Source organism: Pseudomonas oryzihabitans, assembly GCF_007665395.1.
GTDB lineage: Bacteria > Pseudomonadota > Gammaproteobacteria > Pseudomonadales > Pseudomonadaceae > Chryseomonas > Chryseomonas psychrotolerans_C.
The window spans coordinates 64,617-85,347 of sequence record NZ_VDND01000008.1 but is presented as its reverse complement, the minus strand read 5'-3'; the positions used below and the strand labels follow the sequence as shown (position 1 = coordinate 85,347).

The window sequence follows — 20,731 nt, the reverse complement described above, 5'->3', positions numbered from 1 at the left end:
CCATCGGTCGGCCTGGGTTGTGACCGCTGCGGTCCGCTCCCATATTGGCCGCATGACCTCGAACTCGCCTGCAGCCGCTGTCCTGGCGGATTTTCACGACGCGCCCCGGAGCTGGTTCTCGGGGCGTTTTCCCGCGCCGACGGCGGCGCAGTGCCAGGCCTGGCCGGCCATTCGGGCCGGCGCGTCGGTGCTGGTGGCAGCACCTACCGGGTCGGGCAAGACCCTGACGGCCTTCTTCGCCGTTCTCGATGGCCTGGTGCAGGAGGCGCTGCGCGACGACGGACTGCCCGAGGCCTGCCTCTGGCTCTATGTGTCGCCCCTCAAGGCCCTGTCCAACGACATCCGCCTCAACCTCGAAGAACCGCTGGCCGGTATCACCGCCGCCCTGACAGCCCGTGGCCTGCCGCCGTTGCAGCTGCGCACGGCGGTGCGCACCGGCGACACGCCGCAGAAGGAGCGGGCGGCCATGCGCCGGCGGCCACCGCACCTGCTGGTCACCACGCCCGAATCGCTCTATGTGCTGCTCGGCTCGGACTCGGGCAGGCGGATGCTGGCGGAGGTGCGGGGTGTCATCGTCGACGAGATCCACGCCATCGCCGCTGGCAAGCGCGGCAGTCACCTGACCCTGAGCCTGGCGCGGCTGGAGGCCCTGACCGGCCGACCCCTGCAACGCATCGGCCTGTCTGCCACCCAGAAACCGCTGGCCGCGGTCGCCGCCTTCCTGGTCGGGCGCGACGCCGAGGGGCGGCCGCGGCCCTGTACGGTGGTCGACATCGGCCACCAGCGCGCCCGCGACCTGGCCCTGGAAGTGCCGCCCATCCCGCTGGAGGCGATCCTTTCCACCCAGGCCTGGGAGCTGGTCCACGACCGCCTCGCCGAACTGGCCGAGGCGCATCGCACTACCCTGGTGTTCGTCAATACCCGCCGCCTGGCCGAGCGCCTGGCGCGGCAGCTCTCGGATCGGCTCGGCAGCGACCGGGTCGCCGCCCACCACGGCAGCCTGGCCAAGGAACAGCGCCTGGACGCCGAACAGCGGCTCAAGCGCGGTGAGCTGCGTCTGCTGCTGGCCACCGCCTCCCTGGAGCTGGGCATCGATATCGGCGACGTCGACCTGGTCTGCCAGATCGGCTCGCCCGGCTCCATCGCCGCCTTCCTGCAACGGGTCGGGCGCGCCAATCACCAGGTCGGCGGTCTGCCCAAGGGCCGCCTGTTTCCCACCTCACGCGATGACCTGGTGGAGTGCGTGGCGCTGCTCGACTGCGTGCGGCGGGGCGAGCTGGACACCCTGCACATTCCCCCGGCGCCGCTGGATGTACTGGCGCAGCAACTGGTGGCCGAGGTGGCCTGCCAGGAGTGGTCGGAGTCAGGGCTCCTGGCGGTGCTACGCCAGGCCGAGCCCTATGCCGAGCTGAGCGAGGCGGACTACCGCTCGGTGGTCGAGATGCTCAGCCAGGGCTACAGCGACCGCCGCGGCCCTCGGGCGGCCTATGTGCACCGCGACGCGGTCAATGGCCTGTTGCGCGGTCGTCGCGGCGGCAAGGCCACCGCCGTGATGAGCGGTGGGACCATCCCGGAGAGTGGCGACTTCAGCGTGCTGCTCGAACCCCAGGGCCACACCGTCGGCAGCGTCAACGAGGATTTCGCCTTCGAAAGCCTGGTGGGCGATGTCTTCCAGCTGGGCAATACCGCCTACCGCATCGTCAAGATCGAAGGCAGCAAGGTGCGGGTCGAGGATGCCAAGGGGCAGCCGCCGAACATTCCCTTCTGGCATGGGGAGGCGCCAGGGCGCAGCGACGAGCTGTCGGCGGGTCTGGCGCGGCTGCGGGCCGAACTGGAGCCGCTGTTGCCCGCGGCCGACGAAGCCCCCGAGGCGGCCATCGCCCGGGTCGGCACCGCCTATGAGCTGGAGGAGGGCGCCGCGCGCCAGCTGGTGGACTACCTCGGGCGGGCCCGCCTGGCCCTGGGCGCCTTGCCGACCCAGCGGACGCTGGTCATGGAGCGCTTCTTCGACCAGGCCGGCGGCATGCAGCTGATCATCCACGCGCCCTTCGGCAGCCGCATCAACCGCGCCTGGGGCCTGGCCCTGCGCAAGAGATTCTGCCGCCACTTCAATGTCGAGCTGCAGGCGGCCGCGACCGAGAATGCCCTGATCCTGTCGCTGGCCACCAGCCACAGCTTCGTCCTCGACGAGGTCTGGCGCTACCTCCATCCGGCCACCGCGGAGCAGGTGCTCATCCAGGCCCTGCTCGATGCCCCGCTGTTCGCCGTGCGCTGGCGCTGGAACGCCACCACGGCCCTGGCCCTGCCGCGCTTCAGCGGCGGGCGCAAGGTGGCCACCCAGGTGCAGCGCATGCGCAGCGAAGACCTGCTGGCCACGGTCTTTCCCGACCAGGTGGCCTGCCTGGAGAATCTCGTCGGCGAGCGCCAGGTACCGGAGCATCCCCTGGTGCGCCAGACCCTCGCTGATTGCCTGCACGAATCCCTCGACAGCAGCGGCTGGCTGGCCCTGCTGGAGCGCATCACCGAGGGGCGGCTGACCCTGCTGACCCGCGACCTGCCGGGGCCGTCGCCACTGGCCGCCGAGGTGCTCACGGCCAAGCCCTATGCCTACCTGGACGACGCTCCGGTCGAGGAGCGGCGCACCCTGGCGGTGCAGAATCGGCGCTTCGGTGGCGCCGATCCCGATGAACTGGGCGCCCTGGATCCAGCCGCCATCGCCCTGGTCCGGGAAGAAGCCTGGCCGCGGCTGGAGACCGCCGATGACCTGCACGAAGCCCTGCTCGGCGTCGGCTTTCTCACCGATACCGAACTGGTGGCCCACCAGGCCCAGGCCCGGCAACTGGCCAAGAGCGGGCGCGCGGGGCGCCTGCGGCTGCCCGAGGCGACCCTGTGGCTCGCCGCGGAGCGCCTGCCGCTGTTCCAGCGGCTGTTTCCCGACGCCGTCACGGAGCCGGCACTGACCGCGCCGCCCGGTTTTCCAGCGCCCGCGGATGCCGGGGCCGCCCTGGTCGAGTTGTTGCGCGCGCGCCTCACCGCCCTGGGGCCGGTGGCCCAGACCGAGGTGGCGGCGAGCCTCGGCCTGCCGGCGGCGCAGCTGACCGCGGCGCTGCAGGTGCTGCAAGGCGAAGGCTATGTGCTCCAGGGGCGCTTCACCGCGGCGGACCAGGCGCTCGAATGGTGCGAGCGCCATCTGCTGGCACGGATCCACCGCTATACCCTGGGCCGGCTGCGCAAGGCCATCGAACCCGTGGCGCTGGCCGACTACCTGAGGTTCCTGCTGGAGCATCACCACCTGACCGGTGCGGCCACCCCGCGAGGCGGGGAAGGCCTGGAGCAGGTCATAGGGCTGCTGGAGGGCTTCGAGGTAGCGGCAGCGGGCTGGGAGGGCGAGATCCTGCCCAGTCGCCTGCCGGGTTACCTGTTCAATGGTCTCGACGATCTCTGTCGCGCGGGGCGCGTGGTCTGGCTGCGCTTGCCACACCCTGGCCGCAGCGGCGGCGGACCGGTCAAGAGCTCGCCGATCGTGCTGTTGCTCCGGCGGCACCTGGCCGACTGGAACGGCCTCACCGTTCCACCGCCGGCGGAATCCCTTTCGCCCAAGACGCAGCGGGTGCTGGAGGTACTGACGCGGCGTGGCGCGTCCTTCTTCGATGAACTGCTGGGGGAAGCGCGCCTGCTGCGCAGCGAGCTCGAGACGGCGCTGGGCGAGCTGGTGGGGGCCGGGGCGGTGAATGCGGACAGCTTCGCCGGCCTGCGCGCGCTGCTGATGCCGGCTGCCCAGCGCGGGAGCCGCAGCGGAGCGCGCCGCGGGCGGATGGTGCTCTATGGCGGCATGGACGACGCGGGCCGCTGGGCTGCCTTGCGTCCGGCTGACAGTCCGGCCGCCGAGCGCCTGCCGGATGCCCTGCTGGAGCGCCTGGTCTGGGTGCTGCTGCGCCGCTACGGGGTCCTGTGCTGGCAGTTACTGCAACGGGAAAGCGCGGTGCTGCCGCCATGGCGCGATCTGCTGCGCGCCTGCCACCGCCTGGAGGCCCGGGGCGAGATTCGCGGCGGCCGTTTCATTGCCGGGCTATCCGGCGAGCAATTCGCCGATCCCGCGGCCATCGCGCCGCTGCGGGAATGGCGCCAGCGTCCGGCGGACGACCTCTGGGTCTGCGTCTCGGCGCTGGATCCGCTCAATCTGGTCGGCACCCTGCTGCCCGGCGCCAAGGTGCCCGCGGTGGCCGGCAACCGCCTGCTCTATCGCGACGGCGTACCCATCGCCGCCCGGGTCGGGGCCAAGGTCAACTGGTTGGTCGAATTGTCGGGCGCCGATCAGGCCCGGGCGCGGCAGGCCTTGCAGCAACTGGGGCGCGAGCGCCCGCAGGTGGGGCTTGGGCGTAGCCTGCTACGTCCCTAGTGGACTAGAAGAAGGGGTGCGACGCCTTGAGCATCAGGGCGTTGTCGCAATAGGTGTTGTGCCCGGAATACACCGAGCAGTCGGCGCCTCTCAGGCTGGTGCCGCTGTAGGTGAGGTTGAACAGGGTATTCACCCACTTGCGACTGAGATTCACCGACCAGTCGTTGAAGCTGCGCACCATGCCGCCGCCATCCAGCGTCGACGGCGTATCGAGCACATAGTTGGTGTATTTGAGCGAGACGCCCGTCTTCACCAGCGGCAAGGTGCCCAGGTCGGCGTAGAGCGAAGCGTTGTGCCGGCCCGGGTCATTGGCGAAGGCGGCGCCCAGGCGCTTGCCGAACACCGTCATCCCGGAATAGAGCTCGCGGCTGGGTTCGACGTTCTGGATCAGGTTGCTGTAGTTGATCACGCCCAGTTCGTAGCCGTAGCCCGGGGCGAACCTGTGCTTGTAGCCGGCGTAGGTATCCATTTCCAGCAGCGCCGCGTCGGCGGACGAGGCATTGTTGGTCGTCCACTGGCCGAAGTAGAGACCGCTGTCATGGGTCAGATCGAAGCCACCGCCCATGCCCGCCGAGGTAGGGGCGACCAGGCCTTGCGCCATGCTGCGGGAGGGCGCGGTGCCCATCTTCAGATCGAAATCCCCGACCTCACGCTGCATGCCCCAGTTGGCCGCCATCGCCGGGCTGCCGAGCACGCCCAGGATGAGGAGTAGAGGTAAGGATCTGGTCATGGGAGCACTCCCGCCGTGCCGGTCACGCAACTGAAAGAAATGTGATGGGGATAACAACAAGCAGGGAAACATCCGAGTGCGAGCACCCTGATGACATCGTTGTTATTGGAGGGGGGAAATCGCGGCTGACCCGTTATCTTCCCTGGATAATAACCAACGAAGGCCGGCTTTTTTCACCATTCGTCAGTTCGCCGTCCGCGGGTTGAACTCCCCAGAAAAGACCAGACCGGCATATTTGATATGGGTTCCCATAACAATCTGCGGGAAACCCCTGGGGCGCGCCGGCGGCGTGGCCGTGCGGCTGCGGGGTCCGGCGACATATTTTTTGACAAAGGGTGGGGCGCTTGCGACGAACAACCGCAGCCCTATGGATTGAATCGGCTGCGCAAGACTCAATATTGTGTGGGAGGGCAGCAGGCGCTGCCCCGCAGTGGCTGTCCCCGATTGAGCGCTGGCTCGAGGAGTTTCCATGAACGACCGTATACAAGCTCTGGTGCTGGACCTGCTCGCGCGACTCGGTGTGGTGAAGGCGATCCCGATTCCCAGCCGCGAGCGCGAAGCGCTGGCGGCCCAGCGCCGCCGCGAACAACAGCGTCGCTGATCGTCCGGTGGTACGGCAGGCGCCCCTGAGCGGCCTTGCACCCCCAGGTGCGCCGGGGATGCCCCGGGTGGGGCATGCCCTTACTTGAGATTACCGCTGAGGAACTGCCGCAGGCGGTCACTGCGCGGATTGGCCAGTACCTCGCTCGGCGGACCTTCTTCCTCCACCACTCCCTGATGGAGGAACAGCACCTGGGAGGACACCTCACGGGCGAAGGCCATTTCGTGCGTCACCATGAACATGGTGCGACCCTCTTCCGCCAGCGCGCGGATCACCTTGAGCACTTCGCCGACCAGTTCCGGATCGAGCGCCGAGGTCGGCTCGTCGAACAGCATGATTTCCGGCTCCATCGCCAGGGCACGGGCGATGGCCACCCGTTGCTGCTGACCGCCGGACAGGAACGCCGGGTACTGATCGGCGACCCGTGCCGCCAGGCCCACCTTTTCCAGGTATTTGCGCGCGCGTTCCTCGGCCTCCGCCTTGCCGATGCCCAGCGCCTTGCGGGGCGCCAGGGTGATGTTGTCCAGCACGCTCAGGTGGCTCCAGAGGTTGAAGTGCTGGAAGACCATGGCCAGGCGGGTGCGCAGATTCTGCAGCTGGGCAGCATCGGCCACCCGCACCGCACCGCGGTCTTCCGTCATGCGGATGGTCTCGCCATCCAGGGTCATGGTCACGGCGTTGGGTTGCTCGAGGAAGTTGATGCAGCGCAGGAAGGTACTCTTGCCCGAGCCACTGGCACCGATCAGGCTGACCACGTCGCCGGTCTTGGCCTTGAGCGACACGCCCTTGAGCACCTCATGGTCGCCGTAACGCTTGTGCAGGCCTTCGACGGTCAGTTTGTACATGGATAGGGATTCCACAGCTGAAAAGGGGTAGGGATCACGGCGAGAGCAGGTAGCCGCTGCGATAGGCCTCGGTGCCCGCCACATGGGCGACCACCATGCCGGCCGTGGCCATGCGGCGATTGGAGCGGGCATAGAGGATACCGGCGACCGCGCTGCGGACCTCTTCCACCTGGTCACTGATGGGATCTATGACCAGGGCCAGCACCTGGCCGACCTCGATGCGCTCGCCCACCTGGGCCTTGAGCACCAGCACGCCACCCTGGCGGGTGGCCACGGGCTCCACCGCGGCCAGCGGTGTCGCCGGTTGCCGCAGCGGCGGCAGGGGCGCGGCGGTGCCGCTCAGGAAGCCCTGATGACGCAGGTAATGGATGATGGCATCCGCATCCGGACCGGCGAGTTCGTCGCGCACGTCCAGCTGGCCACGCAATTCGAGGGTGACCGACAGGCTGCCCATCGGCAGGCGCTCGCCGAAGCGCTGGTTCAGGTTCCACCAGAGCAGGGTGAAGCACTCGTCGAAGGACTGGCCGCCCGAATCGGTGGCGAGCAGGCTGGCCTCCGAACCGAAATAGCGCGCCAGGGGCTCCACCTGCGGCCAGGCCTCCGGCGTGGTGTAGAGGTGGGCGACGGCGTCGAAATCGCAGTGCAGGTCGAGCACCACCTCGGCATCGCAGGCCAGGCGTTGCAGGGTCAGCCGCTGACTGTCGAGCTGGCCGCTGGCGGTTTCCGCCGCCAGGGCGGTACGGAAGGCTTCCCGCACCAGCGCCTGGTTGGCGGCCGGGTCGTCGCCGAGGCGCTCGGCGATGGCGGCTTCCACCTGGGTGGTCATGTCGCGGAAACGCCGGTTGAAATTCTGCCCGGTCTCCAGCTCGTAGCGACCGAGGTGGACATCGGCGACCTGCTGGTCCTGGCCGATGGGGTTGGCTACCGGCACCAGTACCACTTCCGCCAGCAGCTCGCCGGCGCTTTCCAGCGCCTTGAGGCGCTGCTTGAGGTGCCAGGCGGTGAGCATGCCGGGCAATTCGTCGGCGTGCAGCGAGGCCTGGATATAGACCTTGCGGCCGCTGTCGGCGGGGCCGAAGTGGAAGCTGTGGATGCAGCGTTCGGTGCCCGGGACGGGGGCGACCAGCGGATGGGTGAGATGGCGCATGACTACTCCGGAGCCGCGCGGGGCGCGGCCGCTTGTGTCAGTGGGTCGGGCCGAGGAAGGCCAGCCAGCGGCGTTCCGCCAGGCGGAACAGGCCGATCAGGATGAAGGACACCGCCAGGTACAGCAACGCGGCCAGGCCGAAGGCCTGGAAGGTCAGGAAGGTCGCGGTGTTGGCGTCGCGGGCGACCTTGAGCAGATCCGGTACCGTGGCGGTGAAGGCCAGAGTGGTGGAGTGCAGCATCATGATGACTTCGTTGCTGTAGAAGGGCAGCGAACGACGCAGCGCCGACGGCAGGATCACGTGCACGTAAAGCCGCCAGCCGTCCAGGCCGTAGGCCTTGGCCGCCTCCACCTCGCCGTGGGGGGTGTTGCGGATGGCCCCGGCGAAGATCTCGGTGGTGTAGGCGCAGGTGTTCAGGGCGAAGGCCAGGATGGTGCAGTTCAGGCCGTCGCGGAAGAAGCTGCCGAGCATGGGCTGTTCGCGGACGAAGCCCAGGCTGTAGATGCCGGTGTAGCAGATCAGCAGCTGCAGATAGAGCGGCGTGCCGCGGAAGACGTAGGTGTAGAGACCGATCGGCCAGCGCAGCCAGCGCCGCTCGGAGACCCGCGCCACCGACAGCGGTACCGAGACGATGAAGCCGATCACCACCGAGGCCACCAGCAGCCAGAGCGTCATGGCCAGGCCGCTGGTGTGGTAGCCGTCGGTCCACAGCAGGGGTTTCCAGTATTGCTGCAGGAGTTCGATCATCGCTTGGCCTCCCGCACGCCGACGTGATAACGCCGTTCCAGGGCGCCGAGGATGGCGTTGGTGAGGGCGGTGATGAGCAGGTAGATGACGCCGGCGACGATCAGGAAGTAGAACAGCTTGAAGGTGCCCTTGCCGGCCTCCTGGGAGGCGCGCACCAGGTCGGCCAGGCCGATGATGGAGACCAGGGCGGTGGCCTTGAGCAGCACCTGCCAGTTGTTGCCGATACCGGGCAGGGCGAATCTCATCATCTGCGGAAAGGTGATCAGGGTGAAGGTCTGCCAGCGGGTCAGGCCGTAGGCCATGGCCGCTTCACCCTGGCCGCGCGGCACGGCGAGGATGGCGCCACGGAAGGTCTCGGTGAAGTAGGCGCCATAGATGAAGCCCAGGGTGGCGATACCGGCGGCCATGGGATCGATGTCGATGTAGTCCCAGCCCATGTAGTCGGTGAGGGCGCCGAGCCAGTTCTGCAGGCTGTAGAAGATCAGCAGCATCAGCACCAGGTCGGGTACGCCGCGAATGAGGGTGGTGTAGCTCTGCGCGATGAAGCGCAGCGGCGCGAGCCGTGACAGCTTGGCGGAGGCGCCGAGCAGGCCGAGGATGACGGCCACCACCAGCGCGAAGCCGGCGAGCTTGAGGGTCGTCAGGGTGCCTTCCAGGATCAGCGGGCCGTAGCCGTGCAGGCTGAGCGTGCCCAGTCCGATGGACTGCAAGAAGGTATCGAAGGAATTCTGCTGCATGCGTCTTGGGGGAATCGCCTGGTGAGACCGCGGGCGCGGCGAGCGCCGGCGATCATACGTAAAACGCCCCCGGCGGCACCGGGGGCGTCTGCCGAGCGAACCTTACTTGGGATCGTAGAGGTTCAGGTCGCCGAAGTACTTCTTCTGGATCTTGTCGTAGGTACCGTCGGCGTGAATGGCCGCGATGCCCTTGTTGACGAAGGTCTTGAACTCGTCGTTGCCCTTGCGGATACCGATGGCGGTATCGGCCGGCAGCAGCTCGTCGTGGATGGCGGTGTTGACGTAGCCCTTGCCCTGGGGCGACTTCATGAAGCCGCCTTCGGCCTGCAGCATGTCCTGCATGGCGACGTCGATCCGGCCCGACACCAGGTCGGCGTAGACCTGGTCCTGGTTCTGGTAGCTCTGGACGTTCACGCCAGCCGGCGCCAGCTTCTGCTTGGCGAAGGTCTCCTGGATGGTGCCCTGCTGGACGCCCACGGTCTTGCCCTTCAGGCTTTCCGGGGTGGCCTGCAGGTTGGCGCCTTCCTTGGTGACCATGGAGGAGGGGCCCGACCACAGCAGGTCGGAGAAGTCGATCTGCTCGGCACGCGCCGGAGTCTTGGTCAGCGAGGACAGGATGCCGTCGAACTTGCGCGCGCGCAGACCGGGGATCAGGCCGTCGAAGTCACTCACCACCCACTTGCACTTCACGTCCAGCTTCTGGCAGATGGCCTCGCCCAGCTCGATGTCGAACCCGGTGAAGCTGCCGTCGGCGGCCTGGGATTCGAAAGGCGGGTAGGTGGTATCCACACCGAAGCGGATCTCTTTCCATTCCTTGGCCATCGCCGAACCGGCGGCCAGACAGAGGGCGAGCGCAGAGAGAGTCAGCCAGCTTTTTTTCATGTCGGATCCTAGTACGAATGTGGATGAAATCATGGGGCCATTACGACGCCCGTGCCCTCGCGGGAGCAATAAGCTTACCAGTCGGCGAAGATCGTCCCAAATCTGTACGCGGTTGCCGCGTTGGTTACATCCTGTAGCAGCGCGCCTCGTCGAGCGGCGCGCATTATGCACCGGAACGGCGCGGCTTTCCTGCATGGTGCGGACGAGCGCACCGCTTTGGGTCGAAAAAGCGCCGACTGCGCCAAAGGTGGGCAGAAAGGTAGCAGCCACGCCCGCCCGGCGAGGGAGTCTGGACGTCCGAGGTAGCAGGATCGGTCGGGCCTGGGTGCAAAGGAAACGGGAGCGATGCCGAGATGAGCAAGTGCGCAAGAACAGGGTCCTTGTCCGAGATTCAGCTGGCTACCGCTGCCCAGGCCGCCGCGGTAGCCCAGGGATTCCAGGCCTTCGTCAGTGCCCAGCAACCGCAATTGGCTGACGAATCGGCGGACATCCCCCTGCAGTGGGTCATCTCTGACGGCGGTGTCGTCATTGCCGGCGTGCTGGGCCGGCTGTTCTGGCAGGGCCTGGAGATCGAGGTGCTGTGGGTGGCCGAGGCCCATCGGGGTACCGGGCTGGGCCGACGGTTGCTGCGCCAGGCGGAGGACGAGGCGCGCGGCCGGGGTGCCCAGGTCGCCTATCTGCGTACCGCCCAGGCCGCGGCCTTCTATGAGCGCTGTGGCTACCGCCACTGCGGCTATCTGCCGCGACCCCTGGGGACCGGTCTGCACAGCTTCTACAAGGAGCTGCAATAAATGGCCCTGCCAGGCCGGCTCCGCTCCCTGGCAGGGTTGACGGCGCTGGTCGCCTTGGCCGCCCTCTATGGCGCGCTGCACGACCAACTGAGCTATGGCCTGGGACCGGAATACTTCACCTGCCTGAAATTCCCGCAATTCGGTCTGCTCGACGAGCACCTGGCACCCCGTTGGCGGGCGGCCCAGGTCGGTCTGCTCGCCGGTGGGACGGCAGGCGTACCGCTTGGCCTGGTTCTGCTCTGGCTGGCGCGCCGAGAGTGCCAGGCCCGCGTACTGTGGCACGGCGCCCTGGCGGTGCTGCTGGGCGCGACGGGCTTCGCCCTGCTGGGGCTGGGCGTGGGCTGGCTGGCGCTGGAACTGGGCCGCCTGCCGCGGGTGCCCGTTTGCGTGCAGGACGTCCGCGGTTTCCTGCTGGCGGCCTGGATGCACGACGGCAGCTATCTCGGCGCCCTGGTGGGACTGGCGGCCTTCGCCTGGCGCCGCCGTCGCCAGCGCTGAACAGGTGCGAGCCGTCTCTCCAGGGCGGCTTCCAGGGCGAGGAACAGCAGGGCGACGCCGCCGCCAAGCAGCGTACTGCCGAGCCGTTCGAGGGCGATCGCCCGTTCCGGTGCCCCGGCCAGGGCGACCATCAACACCGTGGTGCCGGTGATGAACAGCGTCTGCAGCGAATAGCGGCCATCCTGCAGTAGGTAGGCGCCAGCCGCGCACAGCAGGCAGGCACCCGCCAGGACGGCGGGTGTGTCGTCGACCCAGACCACCGCGCTGGCCAGCAGGCAGCCGGCCAGGGTACCGCCCAGTCGACCCAGGCCGCGGCGCCAGGTGTCGCCCAGCCGCGGCTTGAGTACCAGCAGGGCGGTCATCGGCGCCCAGTAGCCGTGGCCGTAGTCGAGCAGACCGGTCAGCGTCTGGCAGAGGGCGACCACGGCGGCGGCGTAGAAGCCGTAGCGACCGAGGCGAAAGCGGTCTTCGAACAGGGTCACCACCTCGCGCAGATGGGCACGGAGCGAGCCGCTGCGCAGCTGCCATTGGGAGCGATAGAGCGCCTTTTGCAGGAGGGCGAAGAGCAGCAGCTGCAGCAGGCCGCCGGCGAGCACCAGGCCGCCGCGGGCCAGCGCCTGGTGCAGGTCGCCGGGAAAGCCGCCCGCGACCAGCAGCGCGACCGTCCATTGCTGGGTAATCCACCAGGGGCCGTTGCCGACGGCGAACAGCCAGGCGCAGCAGGCGGCCCAGAGCGCGCCGGCCAGGACCAGCGCGGGCAGCTGGTGACCGAGCAGGGAGCCGACCACGGCGGAGCCGGCCATGCCGAGCGCGGCCACCAGCATGGGCGCCAGGGGTTCGGCGGCGAAGCTCTTGTAGGCACCGAAGCCAACGGTGAAGGCGCCGCCCAGGGCGACCACGGCGGGCAACCAGGCCCCCGTCAGCAGCGCGCCGAGGAGGATCGTCGCCAGCGCCGGGAGACAGGCCAGCGCCAGGGCCCAGCGGGGCTCCCGGGGCGCGCCGATGGCGCCATCGGTCACCGACGGCGAGGGGCTGCCAGCCATTGGCTAGGCCAGCAGGTTCTGCAGGATGTCGAGGGTGTCGGCCTCGGCCACCGGCTTGTCGTGGCGCCAGCGCAGCATCCGCGGAAAGCGCACGGCCACACCGCTCTTGTGGCGCTTGGACAGGGCGATGCCCTCGAAGCCCAGCTCGAACACTAGGGTCGGCTCGACACTGCGCACCGGACCGAATTTCTCCACCGTGGTGCGCCGGACGATGGCGTCGACCTTGCGCATCTCCTCGTCGGTGAGCCCGGAGTAGGCCTTGGCGAAGGGCACCAGGGTCCGTTCGCTACTGTCCGGCGGACCGTCCCAGACGGCGAAGGTGTAGTCGGAATAGAGACTGGCGCGCCGCCCGTGGCCGCGCTGGGCGTAGATGAGCACCGCATCCACCGAGAAGGGATCGACCTTCCACTTCCACCAGGTGCCCATGTCCTTGGTGCGGCCGACACCATAGAGGGAGTCGCGCGCCTTGAGCATCATGCCTTCCACCCCCAGGGTGCGGGAGGCTTCGCGCTGGCGGGCGAGGTCCTGCCAGTCGCGCCCGTGCAGCAGCGGCGAGGGTCGCAACAGCGGGCTGGCGCAGCGCGCCACCACCCGCTCCAGTTCGGCGCGGCGCTGCCGTTGCGGCTGGCTGCGCAGGTCATGGCCCTGCCATTCCAGCAGGTCGTAGGCGAGCAGGATCACCGGGACGTCTTCCAGGATCTTCTTGCCCAGGGTCTTGCGGCCGATGCGTTGCTGCAGCAGGGCGAAGGGCTGCACGCCGAAGGGCATGGGCGCGGCCGGATCGCGGCCGTCCTGCTGCTCGGTCACCTCCTCGCTGCTGAGCAGGGTGTCGGGCGCGGCGTCTTCCTTCCAGACCACGATCTCGCCGTCGATCACGGTGCCATCGGGCAGCAGCGCCGCCAGGGGATGCAGTTCGGGAAAGCGATCGGTGACCAGGTCCTCGCCCCGTGACCAGATCCACAGGCGGCCGTCGCGCTTGACCAGCTGGGCGCGGATGCCGTCCCACTTCCACTCCACCTGCCAGTCCTCCGCCGGGCCCAGTTGTGCCTCGAACTGCTCCACCGGCAGCTGCAGGGCATGGGCGAGAAAGAAGGGGTAGGGCTGGCCACCGCGCTGGGCATGTTCGTCCGGACTTTCCGGAGCGACCAGGCGTGCGTAGCCTTCGGCGGTGGGTCGGTGGGAGAGATCGGTATAGCCCACCAGGCGCTGGGCGACCCGCTTGGGGTCGAGGTCCGCCAGGGTGGCCAGGGCGCGGGTCACCAGCAGCTTGGAGACACCGACGCGGAACTCGCCGGTGATCAGCTTGATGCAGACCATCAGGCTCTGGCGATCCAGCTGGCCCCAGAGTGGCGGCAGGCGTTCGGCCAGTTCTTCCGGCGGCAGGCCGCGTAGCGGCAGCAGGTATTCTTCGAGCCAGAAGGCCAGGCCTTCCGCATTGGCGGTATCGGCGGTAGGAATCAGCAGCGCCATGGTCTCCGCCAGGTCGCCCACCGCCTGGTAGCTTTCCTCGAACAACCACTCGGGCAGGCCGGAGAGGGCCATGGTCAATTCGCGCAGCTGGCGCGTCGGCACCAGGCGCCGCGGCCGGCCGCCGGCGAGGAAGTACACCGCCCAGGCGGCGTCCGCCGCGGGTGCGCTGCCGAAGTAGTCCACCAGCGCGGCCAGCTTGGCATTGCTGGAGGTGGTGGCGTCGAGCCGGCCGTAGAGTTCGGCGAAGGCCTTCATGCCTGGGCCTCCGTAGCGACCGGGGTGTCGTCTTCCTCACCGTATTCGGTGGTGAAGCCCTGGGCATCCAGGCCTTGGTCGCGCAGGTAGCGCACCAGGGTGGCGACCGAACCGTGGGTGACCATCACCCGTTCGGCCCCGGTCTGCTCGATGGCCCACAACAGGCCCGGCCAGTCGGCATGATCGGACAGCACGAAGCCGCGATCCACGCCGCGCCGACGGCGGGTCCCCCGCAGCATCATCCAGCCGCTGGCGAAGGCGTCGCTGTGGTCGCCGAAGCGGCGGATCCAGGTGCTGCCCCCGGCCGAGGGCGGGGCGATGATCAACGCCTGGCGCAGGAGCGGATCGCTTTTCTTGAAATCGCCGGCGTAGTGGGTCTCGGGTATGCGGATGCCGGCCTCGCGATAGACCCGGTTGAGCGGCTCCACCGCGCCATGGGCGAGAATCGGGCCTAGCTCCGGATCGAGGCCGTGCAGCAGGCGCTGCGCCTTGCCGAAGGCATAGCTGTAAAGAACGCTGGCCAGGCCCTGGGCCTGGTTCGCCCGCCACCAGGCGTTGACCTCGGCGAAGATCTCGCTTTGCGGCCGCCAGCGATAGATCGGCAGGCCGAAGGTGGATTCGGTGATGAAGGTATGGCAGCGCACCGGCTCGAAGGGGGTACAGGTGCCGTCGGGCTCGACCTTGTAGTCGCCGGAGGCCACCCAGACCTCGCCGCGGTATTCCAGGCGTACCTGGGCCGAGCCCAGCACGTGGCCGGCCGGATGGAAACTCAGCTTCACGCCGTGATGGTCGATGACCTCGCCGTATTCCAGCGTCTGCAGCTTGATGTCGGCACCGAGCCGGGTACGCAGGATGCCGGCACTGGCCGCGGTCGCCAGGTAGTGACCGTTGCCCACCCGGGCATGATCGCCATGGCCATGGGTGATGACCGAGCGCTCCACCGGGTGCCAGGGATCGATGTAGAAATCGCCGGGCGGGCAATAGAGACCGTCCGGGCGGGCGATGACGAGGTCCATGGGCGCCGCTCTGCTGGGAGATTACCCATAGGAACGGCGGCTGGGCATCGGAGTTCGCCGCTCAGGCCTGGGCGGCGAAACTCAAGGCCTGCTGCAGGGCCGCCTGGCCTACCACCTCGCCGATCACCAGGATCGCCGGGCTCTTGAGCTGGAAGAAGGCGGCGTCTACCGGCAGGTCCTGCAGCGTCGAGCGGCATTCGCGCTGGCCGGCCAGGGAGGCGTTCTCGATCATGGCCACCGGCGTCGTCAGCGGCAGGCCGCCGTCCAGCAGGCCCTGCTGGATCTCCACCAGGCGCGCCACGCCCATGTAGACCACCAGGGTGGTGCCGGTGGCGGCCAGGGCCGCCCAGTTGGGCGTGCTGTCGTCCTGGGTGTGGGCGGTGACCAGGGTCACGCCGCGGGCGACGCCTCTCAGGGTGAGGGAGATGCCGCAGGCGGTGGCCCCGGCCAGGCCGGCGGTGATGCCGTTGACGATCTCGCTCTGCACGCCTCGGGCGGCCAGCCATTCGGCTTCCTCGCCGGCGCGACCGAAGATGCAGGGGTCGCCGCCCTTGAGCCGGGCCACGCAGCGGCCCTGCCGGGCGTAGCGCAGCATCAGCCGATGGATGAAGGCCTGGGGCGTGGAACGGCAGCCGCCGCGCTTGCCGACGCGGATCACCCGGGCGCCCGGGCAATGGTCGAGCACCGCCGGATTGACCAGGTCATCGATCATCACCACCTCGGCCTCGCCCAGGGCGCGCACCGCCTTGAGGGTGAGCAGCTCGGGATCGCCAGGGCCGGCACCGATCAACCAGACTTTTCCGCTCATCCGAGCTACCTCTCGTCTTCAAAGAAACCGCAACGCAAAAAAAAAGGCGTCCCGCTGCATGCAGCTGGGACGCCTTTGTCCTGGAACGTCTTTCCTCGCCGTTGAAGAAAGACCTATGTTGCCTGGGGATTTGCAGTCTTCATGCCAGGTGTCGGAGACCCTGTTTCCGGGGATCTCCTGATCGATACCACTGAAACCTTGCCCTCTTTCAAGGCGAGGCGCCTCAAAACAGGGCGGCCGTTCAGGCCACGGCGCCGGGATGACTGTGCTTCTCGTAGAGGAAGCTCAGCACCGCATGGCGATAGCCGTTGTAGCGGGGATCGTCGACCAGGGTGATGCGATCGCGGGGGCGCGGCAGGTCGATGGTGAGGATCTCGCCGATGGTGGCGGCCGGGCCGTTGGTCATCATGACGATGCGGTCCGAGAGCAGCACCGCCTCGTCCACGTCGTGGGTGATCATCAGCACCGTGTTGCGCAGTTCGCTCTGGATGCGCATCACCTCGTCCTGCAGGTGCGCCCGGGTGAGGGCGTCCAGGGCGCCGAAGGGCTCGTCCAGCAGCAGCACCTTGGGTTCCATGGCCAGGGCGCGGGCGATGCCGACGCGCTGCTTCATGCCGCCGGAGATCTCGCTGGGCCGCTTGTGCAGGGCATGGCTCATGTTGACCATCGCCAGGTTGTGCAGCGTCCAGGCGCGCCGCTCGGCCTTATTCTTGGTATGCTTGAAGACCTTGTCCACCGCCAGGGCGACGTTCTCGTAGACGGTCAGCCAGGGCAGCAGCGAATGGTTCTGGAACACCAGGCTGCGCTCCGGTCCGGGACCGCGGACCTCGCGGTTCTCCAGCAGGATCGAGCCGGAGGTGGGCTCGATCAGGCCGGCGACGATATTGAGTACCGTCGACTTGCCGCAGCCGGAGTGGCCGATGATGGAGAGGTATTCGCCACGTTCGATCTTGAGGTTCACGTCGCGCAGCACCGTGGAGGTGAGGCCGTTGCGGGTGAAGCTCTTGTCGACGTGCTCGATGCTCAGGTAGGGCTTGGCCATGGGGTGATCCTCTAGTTCGCGGTGCCGCGGGTGACCAGCCGGCCGATGAAGGCCACCAGCCGGTCGAGCAGGAAGCCGATGACGCCGACGTAGACCAGCGCCAGGATGATGTCGCTGATGCGCGAGGCGTTCCAGGCATCCCAGATGAAGAAGCCGATGCCGACGCCACCGATCAGCATCTCGGCGGCGATGATGGCCAGCCAGGAAAGGCCGACGCCGATGCGCAGACCGGAGAAGATGTACGGCGCCGCCGCCGGCAGCATGATCTTCTGGAAGTATTCCCAGCCGTTCAGGCGCAGCACCCGCGCCACGTTGCGGTAGTCCTCGGGGATGTTGCGGATGCCCACCGAGGTATTGATGATGATCGGCCAGATGGCGGTGATGAAGATGACGAACAGCGCCGAGGGATGGCTGTCCTTGAAGCCAGCCAGCGATAGCGGCAGCCAGGCCAGCGGCGGCACGGTGCGCAGGATCTGGAACAGCGGATCGAGACCGCGCATGGCCCAGGCCGACTGGCCCACCAGCACCCCCAGGGCGATGCCCACCACGGCGGCCATCAGGTAGCCATAGGCGACGCGCTCGAGACTGGCCAGCAGTTGCCAGGCGAGGCCCACGTCGTTGCCGCCATTGTCGTAGAAGGGCTGGGTGATCAATTCCCAGGTGTCGTTGACCACCTGGCTCGGCGGCGGCAGCGCCGCGCCGGGGCGACTGCACAGCAGCTGCCAGACGAGCAGCAGGAGGGCGCCCACCACCAGCGGGGGCAGGCCGTTGCGCAGCACCTGCCGGGCAAGACGGCGCAGGCGGGTTTGCGGGCGGAAGGTCGCGAGGGCCTTGGGCGGCTGGGTGTGGGCGTTCATGGGCGGCACTCCTGTCGGGATGGGGGCGTCAGGCCTTGAGGGTCAGGCTGGCGAGGTAGGCCTTGGGCTCGGCGGGATCGAACACCTTGCCGTCGAAGAAGGTTTCCTGGCCACGCGAGTTGCCGGTGGGGATGTCGGCGGCCGGCACGCCGATGGCGGCCGCGGCTTCGCGCCAGAGGTCGGACCGGTTCACCTGGGCGATCAGCCCCTGGGCATCCAGGTCGCCGGGCAGGTAGCCCCAGCGCTGGTTCTCGGTGAGGAACCAGAGGTCGTGGCTCTGGTAGGGGTAGGAGGCGTGTTCGCTCCAGAACTTCATCAGGTGCGGGCTGTTCTGCACCACCCGGCCATTGCCATAGTCGAAGGTGCCCTGCAGGCGGCCGACCACATCCTCGGCCGACGCCCCGATCCAGCGGCGCTTGGCGCAGATCTCGGCGACCTTGGCCTTGTTGGCCGCCGCTTCGCAGAACTGCTGGGCTTCCAGCACCGCCTTGAGCAGCGCCAGGGTGGCCTTGGGGTTGGCCTGGACGTAGTCCGCGCGCAGGGCCAGGGCTTTTTCCGGATGGTTGTTCCAGAGCTCGCCCGTCGTCAGGGCGCTGTAGCCGATCTTCTGGGCGATCAGCTGGGCGTGCCAGGGCTCGCCGACGCAGAAGGTGTCCATGTTGCCGACCTTCATGTTTGCGACCATCTGCGGTGGCGGAACCACCAGCGTGGCGATGTCCTTGTTCGGATCGATGCCGTTGGCGGCCAGCCAGTACCTCATCCAGAGGTCGTGCGTGCCGCCGGGAAAGGTCACCGCGGCGGAGGTCTTCTTGCCGCTCGCCTGGCGACTGGCGAGGGCGGCCTTGAAGCCGCTGGCGTCGAGGCCGACCTTCTGCTCCAGGTAGTCGTTGGACAGGGAGATGCCCTGGCCGTCGAGGTTCAGCCGCGCCAGCAGCGCCATGGGCAGGGGCTGGTTGTTGGGCGTGATCTTGCCGGTGGCCAGGTGATAGACCATGGGGGTGAGGATGTGCGCCCCGTCGATGCCGTTGGCCGCCGAGCCCAGCACCAGGTTGTCGCGGGTGGTCCCCCAGGAGGACTGCTTGAGCACCTCCACCTCGGTCATGCCGTGCTTGGCGAACAGCCCCAGTTCGTCGGCGACGAACAGCGGGGCGGCATCGGTGAGGGCGATGAAGCCGAGCTTGGCCTTGGTGGTCTCGACGGCGTCGCTGCCGGCCGCCCAGGCGGCGGACCTCAGGCCGGGCGGCAGCAGACCCAGGGCGGCACCGGCACCGAGTACGCCGAGCGACTGCTTGATAAAGCTGCGGCGGGGAAGTCCGCGACCGGCCTGGTCATCGTTACGGGAGCTGTCGTCCATCATCCTATCCTTTTTCTCGGGCACAAAAAAACGGCGACCACACTCGGCAGCCGTAGCTGCGAGGGTGGACGCCGTCGTCCGGGGTGTTCTGTGGGAGCGAACATCGCTCGACCAAGAAGATTGCAGGGAGCGTGCCAAGCGGCAAATAGCGTCTTTGACGGCCTTTCCGGGCCTGCTGGCGCACAGCCCCGGGGCGAATCGCGCCCGCCGTGCGCCGTCCGGGCGCACGGCGGGCGGCACTACCGGGGTTGCGCCAATACCTGCCGCACCACGTCCGGCAGCGGTAGGCCGCTGTGCATCGCCAACTGCTGCAGATGCTGGTGGGCTTCGGCCTCGGGCAGCGCCAGTTGCTGCATGAGGCGCTGCTTGGCGCGTTCCAGCAACTTGCGCTCGGCCAGGGAGCGCCGGGTCTCCTGCAATTCCGCCTCGACCTCGTGCAGGCGCCGGGTCTGGGCCTGGAGCAGGTCGAGGATGCCGGGTGGTGAGTCGCTCGGCCGGGCATCGCCGACCGGCTGGGTCGCCAGGCTGAACAGCAAGGGCTGACCCGGCTCGCGTTCCAGCTCGGCGAGGCGCCGCGACAGCTTGCGATGGCTCTCCAGATCGGCTTGGGCGGTGGCGATGCTCGCCGCGCAGCGCGCGCGCAATTCCGTCACCAGGTGCTGGGCCAGGGTCTGCATGGCGTCGAGCCGACAGGTATTGAGCTCGAACCACAGCTCGGCGAGCGCCGGCTCCACCCGGGCGTGGGCCGAGGTGCGGCGGGCGACGTCGCGCAGGCGTTCGATCTGCAGCCGCGACGGACAACGCTGGACCTCGGCCCAGTGCGCCAGCGCCGCGGGATCGGCATGGTCGAGGAAGCCGGCGAAACAACGCGCCTGGCCGTTGTCCAGGTCATCGAGCCGGGCCAGCAGGGCGGCATCGAAATGGCCCTGGGCGAAGCCGACCACGCCGCTCGCCCGGGCCTGGCCGGCCAGCTCCTTGCCCTGCATGAAATTGAACAGCGCCACCAGGGCGCGGGTCAGGCCGGGATCGCTGGCGGTGTCGGCGGCTTCGAAGATGACCGCCAGCAGCGCCCCGATCAGGTGGGAAAAGGCGGCGGAGGCCGTCTGCAGCTCCACCCGCCGCTCGAGGATGCCGCGCCTCAGGCTCGGCAGGCCGTCGAGCAGGTGCAGGACGCAGGCGATGCGGTTGAGCAGCCGGGGGCGGTCCTGGGCGCCACTGGCATCGAGGGCCTCCAGCCGGCTCCGCAGACTCGCCTCGCTGGCGCGGGCGTTGCTGGAGTGTTGCTCCAGGGCGGTGCGGTAACGGTCGTTGCCGGTGCCCAGCAGGATATTGCTGAAGCCGCGTTCGCGCTGCAGGTCATGGACCAGGGCACTGGCGCCTTCCACCAGTTCGCAGGTCAGGGCGAGGCCTTCCAGTTGCTGCAATTCGCAGCGACGGGCCGCCAGCATGAAACGCAGGGCAGGGGGCATCTGGCGGTCGGACATGGCGAGGGCTCGAACGGGGCGCTG

At 68.4% G+C, this 20,731-nt stretch carries 18 protein-coding genes; 4 read left to right on the top strand and 14 right to left on the bottom strand.

Going from position 1 to position 20,731, the window contains the following annotated elements:
• The first annotated feature begins 52 nt into the window (after positions 1 to 52).
• Positions 53 to 4,399, top strand: a complete 4,347-nt coding sequence (locus FSV73_RS16970; RefSeq protein WP_145009013.1) for a DEAD/DEAH box helicase — start codon at positions 53 to 55, stop codon at positions 4,397 to 4,399.
• 4 nt (positions 4,400 to 4,403) lie between these two features.
• On the opposite strand, the gene FSV73_RS16965 is transcribed toward FSV73_RS16970, so the two are convergent.
• On the bottom strand, positions 4,404 to 5,129 hold the full coding sequence (locus FSV73_RS16965; RefSeq protein WP_145009012.1) for a TorF family putative porin: 726 nt from the start codon (positions 5,127 to 5,129) through the stop codon (positions 4,404 to 4,406).
• A gap of 469 nt (positions 5,130 to 5,598) precedes the next feature.
• Here FSV73_RS16965 and FSV73_RS25810 point away from each other — a divergent pair, with 469 nt between their 5' ends.
• Complete coding sequence (locus FSV73_RS25810) at positions 5,599 to 5,730, top strand: hypothetical protein (protein WP_260856101.1); 132 nt, start codon at positions 5,599 to 5,601, stop codon at positions 5,728 to 5,730.
• 80 nt (positions 5,731 to 5,810) lie between these two features.
• On the opposite strand, the gene FSV73_RS16960 is transcribed toward FSV73_RS25810, so the two are convergent.
• The 5 genes from FSV73_RS16960 to FSV73_RS16940 form a co-directional block, all read right to left on the bottom strand.
• A complete protein-coding gene (locus tag FSV73_RS16960) occupies positions 5,811 to 6,575 on the bottom strand; it encodes an ABC transporter ATP-binding protein (RefSeq protein WP_145009011.1) in 765 nt (254 codons plus the stop codon).
• A gap of 34 nt (positions 6,576 to 6,609) precedes the next feature.
• Entirely contained in the window at positions 6,610 to 7,722 is a 1,113-nt protein-coding gene (locus FSV73_RS16955; protein WP_145009010.1) for a succinylglutamate desuccinylase/aspartoacylase family protein, read from the bottom strand.
• Positions 7,723 to 7,759: 37 nt separating this feature from the next.
• The gene (locus FSV73_RS16950) at positions 7,760 to 8,470 is read right to left on the bottom strand and encodes an ABC transporter permease (protein ID WP_145009009.1); all 711 of its coding nucleotides are present in this window, start codon (positions 8,468 to 8,470) and stop codon (positions 7,760 to 7,762) included.
• A complete protein-coding gene (locus FSV73_RS16945; protein ID WP_145009008.1) occupies positions 8,467 to 9,207 on the bottom strand; it encodes an ABC transporter permease in 741 nt (246 codons plus the stop codon). The genes FSV73_RS16950 and FSV73_RS16945 overlap by 4 nt, the downstream gene beginning before the upstream one ends.
• A 102-nt stretch (positions 9,208 to 9,309) precedes the next feature.
• Positions 9,310 to 10,089 (bottom strand): transporter substrate-binding domain-containing protein, encoded by a 780-nt coding sequence (locus tag FSV73_RS16940; RefSeq protein ID WP_145009007.1) that lies wholly within the window; start codon positions 10,087 to 10,089, stop codon positions 9,310 to 9,312.
• Between the two features lie 380 nt (positions 10,090 to 10,469).
• Between FSV73_RS16940 and FSV73_RS16935 the strand changes: the two genes are divergently transcribed.
• Positions 10,470 to 10,880 carry a GNAT family N-acetyltransferase gene (locus tag FSV73_RS16935; RefSeq protein WP_186309261.1) on the top strand — a complete coding sequence of 137 codons (411 nt, stop codon included), beginning with the start codon at positions 10,470 to 10,472 and terminating at the stop codon, positions 10,878 to 10,880.
• Complete coding sequence (locus FSV73_RS16930; protein ID WP_145009005.1) at positions 10,881 to 11,378, top strand: hypothetical protein; 498 nt, start codon at positions 10,881 to 10,883, stop codon at positions 11,376 to 11,378.
• Here the strand turns inward: FSV73_RS16930 and FSV73_RS16925 are convergent.
• The 8 genes from FSV73_RS16925 to FSV73_RS16890 form a co-directional block, all read right to left on the bottom strand.
• Positions 11,318 to 12,421, bottom strand: a complete 1,104-nt coding sequence (locus FSV73_RS16925) for an FUSC family protein (RefSeq protein WP_145009004.1) — start codon at positions 12,419 to 12,421, stop codon at positions 11,318 to 11,320. The genes FSV73_RS16930 and FSV73_RS16925 overlap by 61 nt on opposite strands.
• A 3-nt stretch (positions 12,422 to 12,424) precedes the next feature.
• A complete protein-coding gene (locus FSV73_RS16920; RefSeq protein WP_145009003.1) occupies positions 12,425 to 14,146 on the bottom strand; it encodes an ATP-dependent DNA ligase in 1,722 nt (573 codons plus the stop codon).
• Positions 14,143 to 15,162, bottom strand: a complete 1,020-nt coding sequence (locus FSV73_RS16915) for a ligase-associated DNA damage response exonuclease (RefSeq protein WP_145009002.1) — start codon at positions 15,160 to 15,162, stop codon at positions 14,143 to 14,145. Before FSV73_RS16915 ends, FSV73_RS16920 begins: the two co-directional genes overlap by 4 nt.
• Positions 15,163 to 15,223: 61 nt before the next feature.
• The gene (cobA, locus tag FSV73_RS16910) at positions 15,224 to 15,970 is read right to left on the bottom strand and encodes a uroporphyrinogen-III C-methyltransferase (protein ID WP_145009001.1); all 747 of its coding nucleotides are present in this window, start codon (positions 15,968 to 15,970) and stop codon (positions 15,224 to 15,226) included.
• 241 nt (positions 15,971 to 16,211) lie between these two features.
• Positions 16,212 to 17,012 (bottom strand): ABC transporter ATP-binding protein, encoded by an 801-nt coding sequence (locus tag FSV73_RS16905; RefSeq protein ID WP_145009000.1) that lies wholly within the window; start codon positions 17,010 to 17,012, stop codon positions 16,212 to 16,214.
• 11 nt (positions 17,013 to 17,023) lie between these two features.
• A complete protein-coding gene (ntrB, locus tag FSV73_RS16900) occupies positions 17,024 to 17,869 on the bottom strand; it encodes a nitrate ABC transporter permease (RefSeq protein WP_145008999.1) in 846 nt (281 codons plus the stop codon).
• Between the two features lie 28 nt (positions 17,870 to 17,897).
• Positions 17,898 to 19,223 (bottom strand): CmpA/NrtA family ABC transporter substrate-binding protein, encoded by a 1,326-nt coding sequence (locus FSV73_RS16895; protein ID WP_145008998.1) that lies wholly within the window; start codon positions 19,221 to 19,223, stop codon positions 17,898 to 17,900.
• Positions 19,224 to 19,462: 239 nt separating this feature from the next.
• A complete protein-coding gene (locus tag FSV73_RS16890) occupies positions 19,463 to 20,707 on the bottom strand; it encodes a nitrate regulatory protein (RefSeq protein WP_145008997.1) in 1,245 nt (414 codons plus the stop codon).
• Between the last annotated feature and the right edge of the window lie 24 nt (positions 20,708 to 20,731).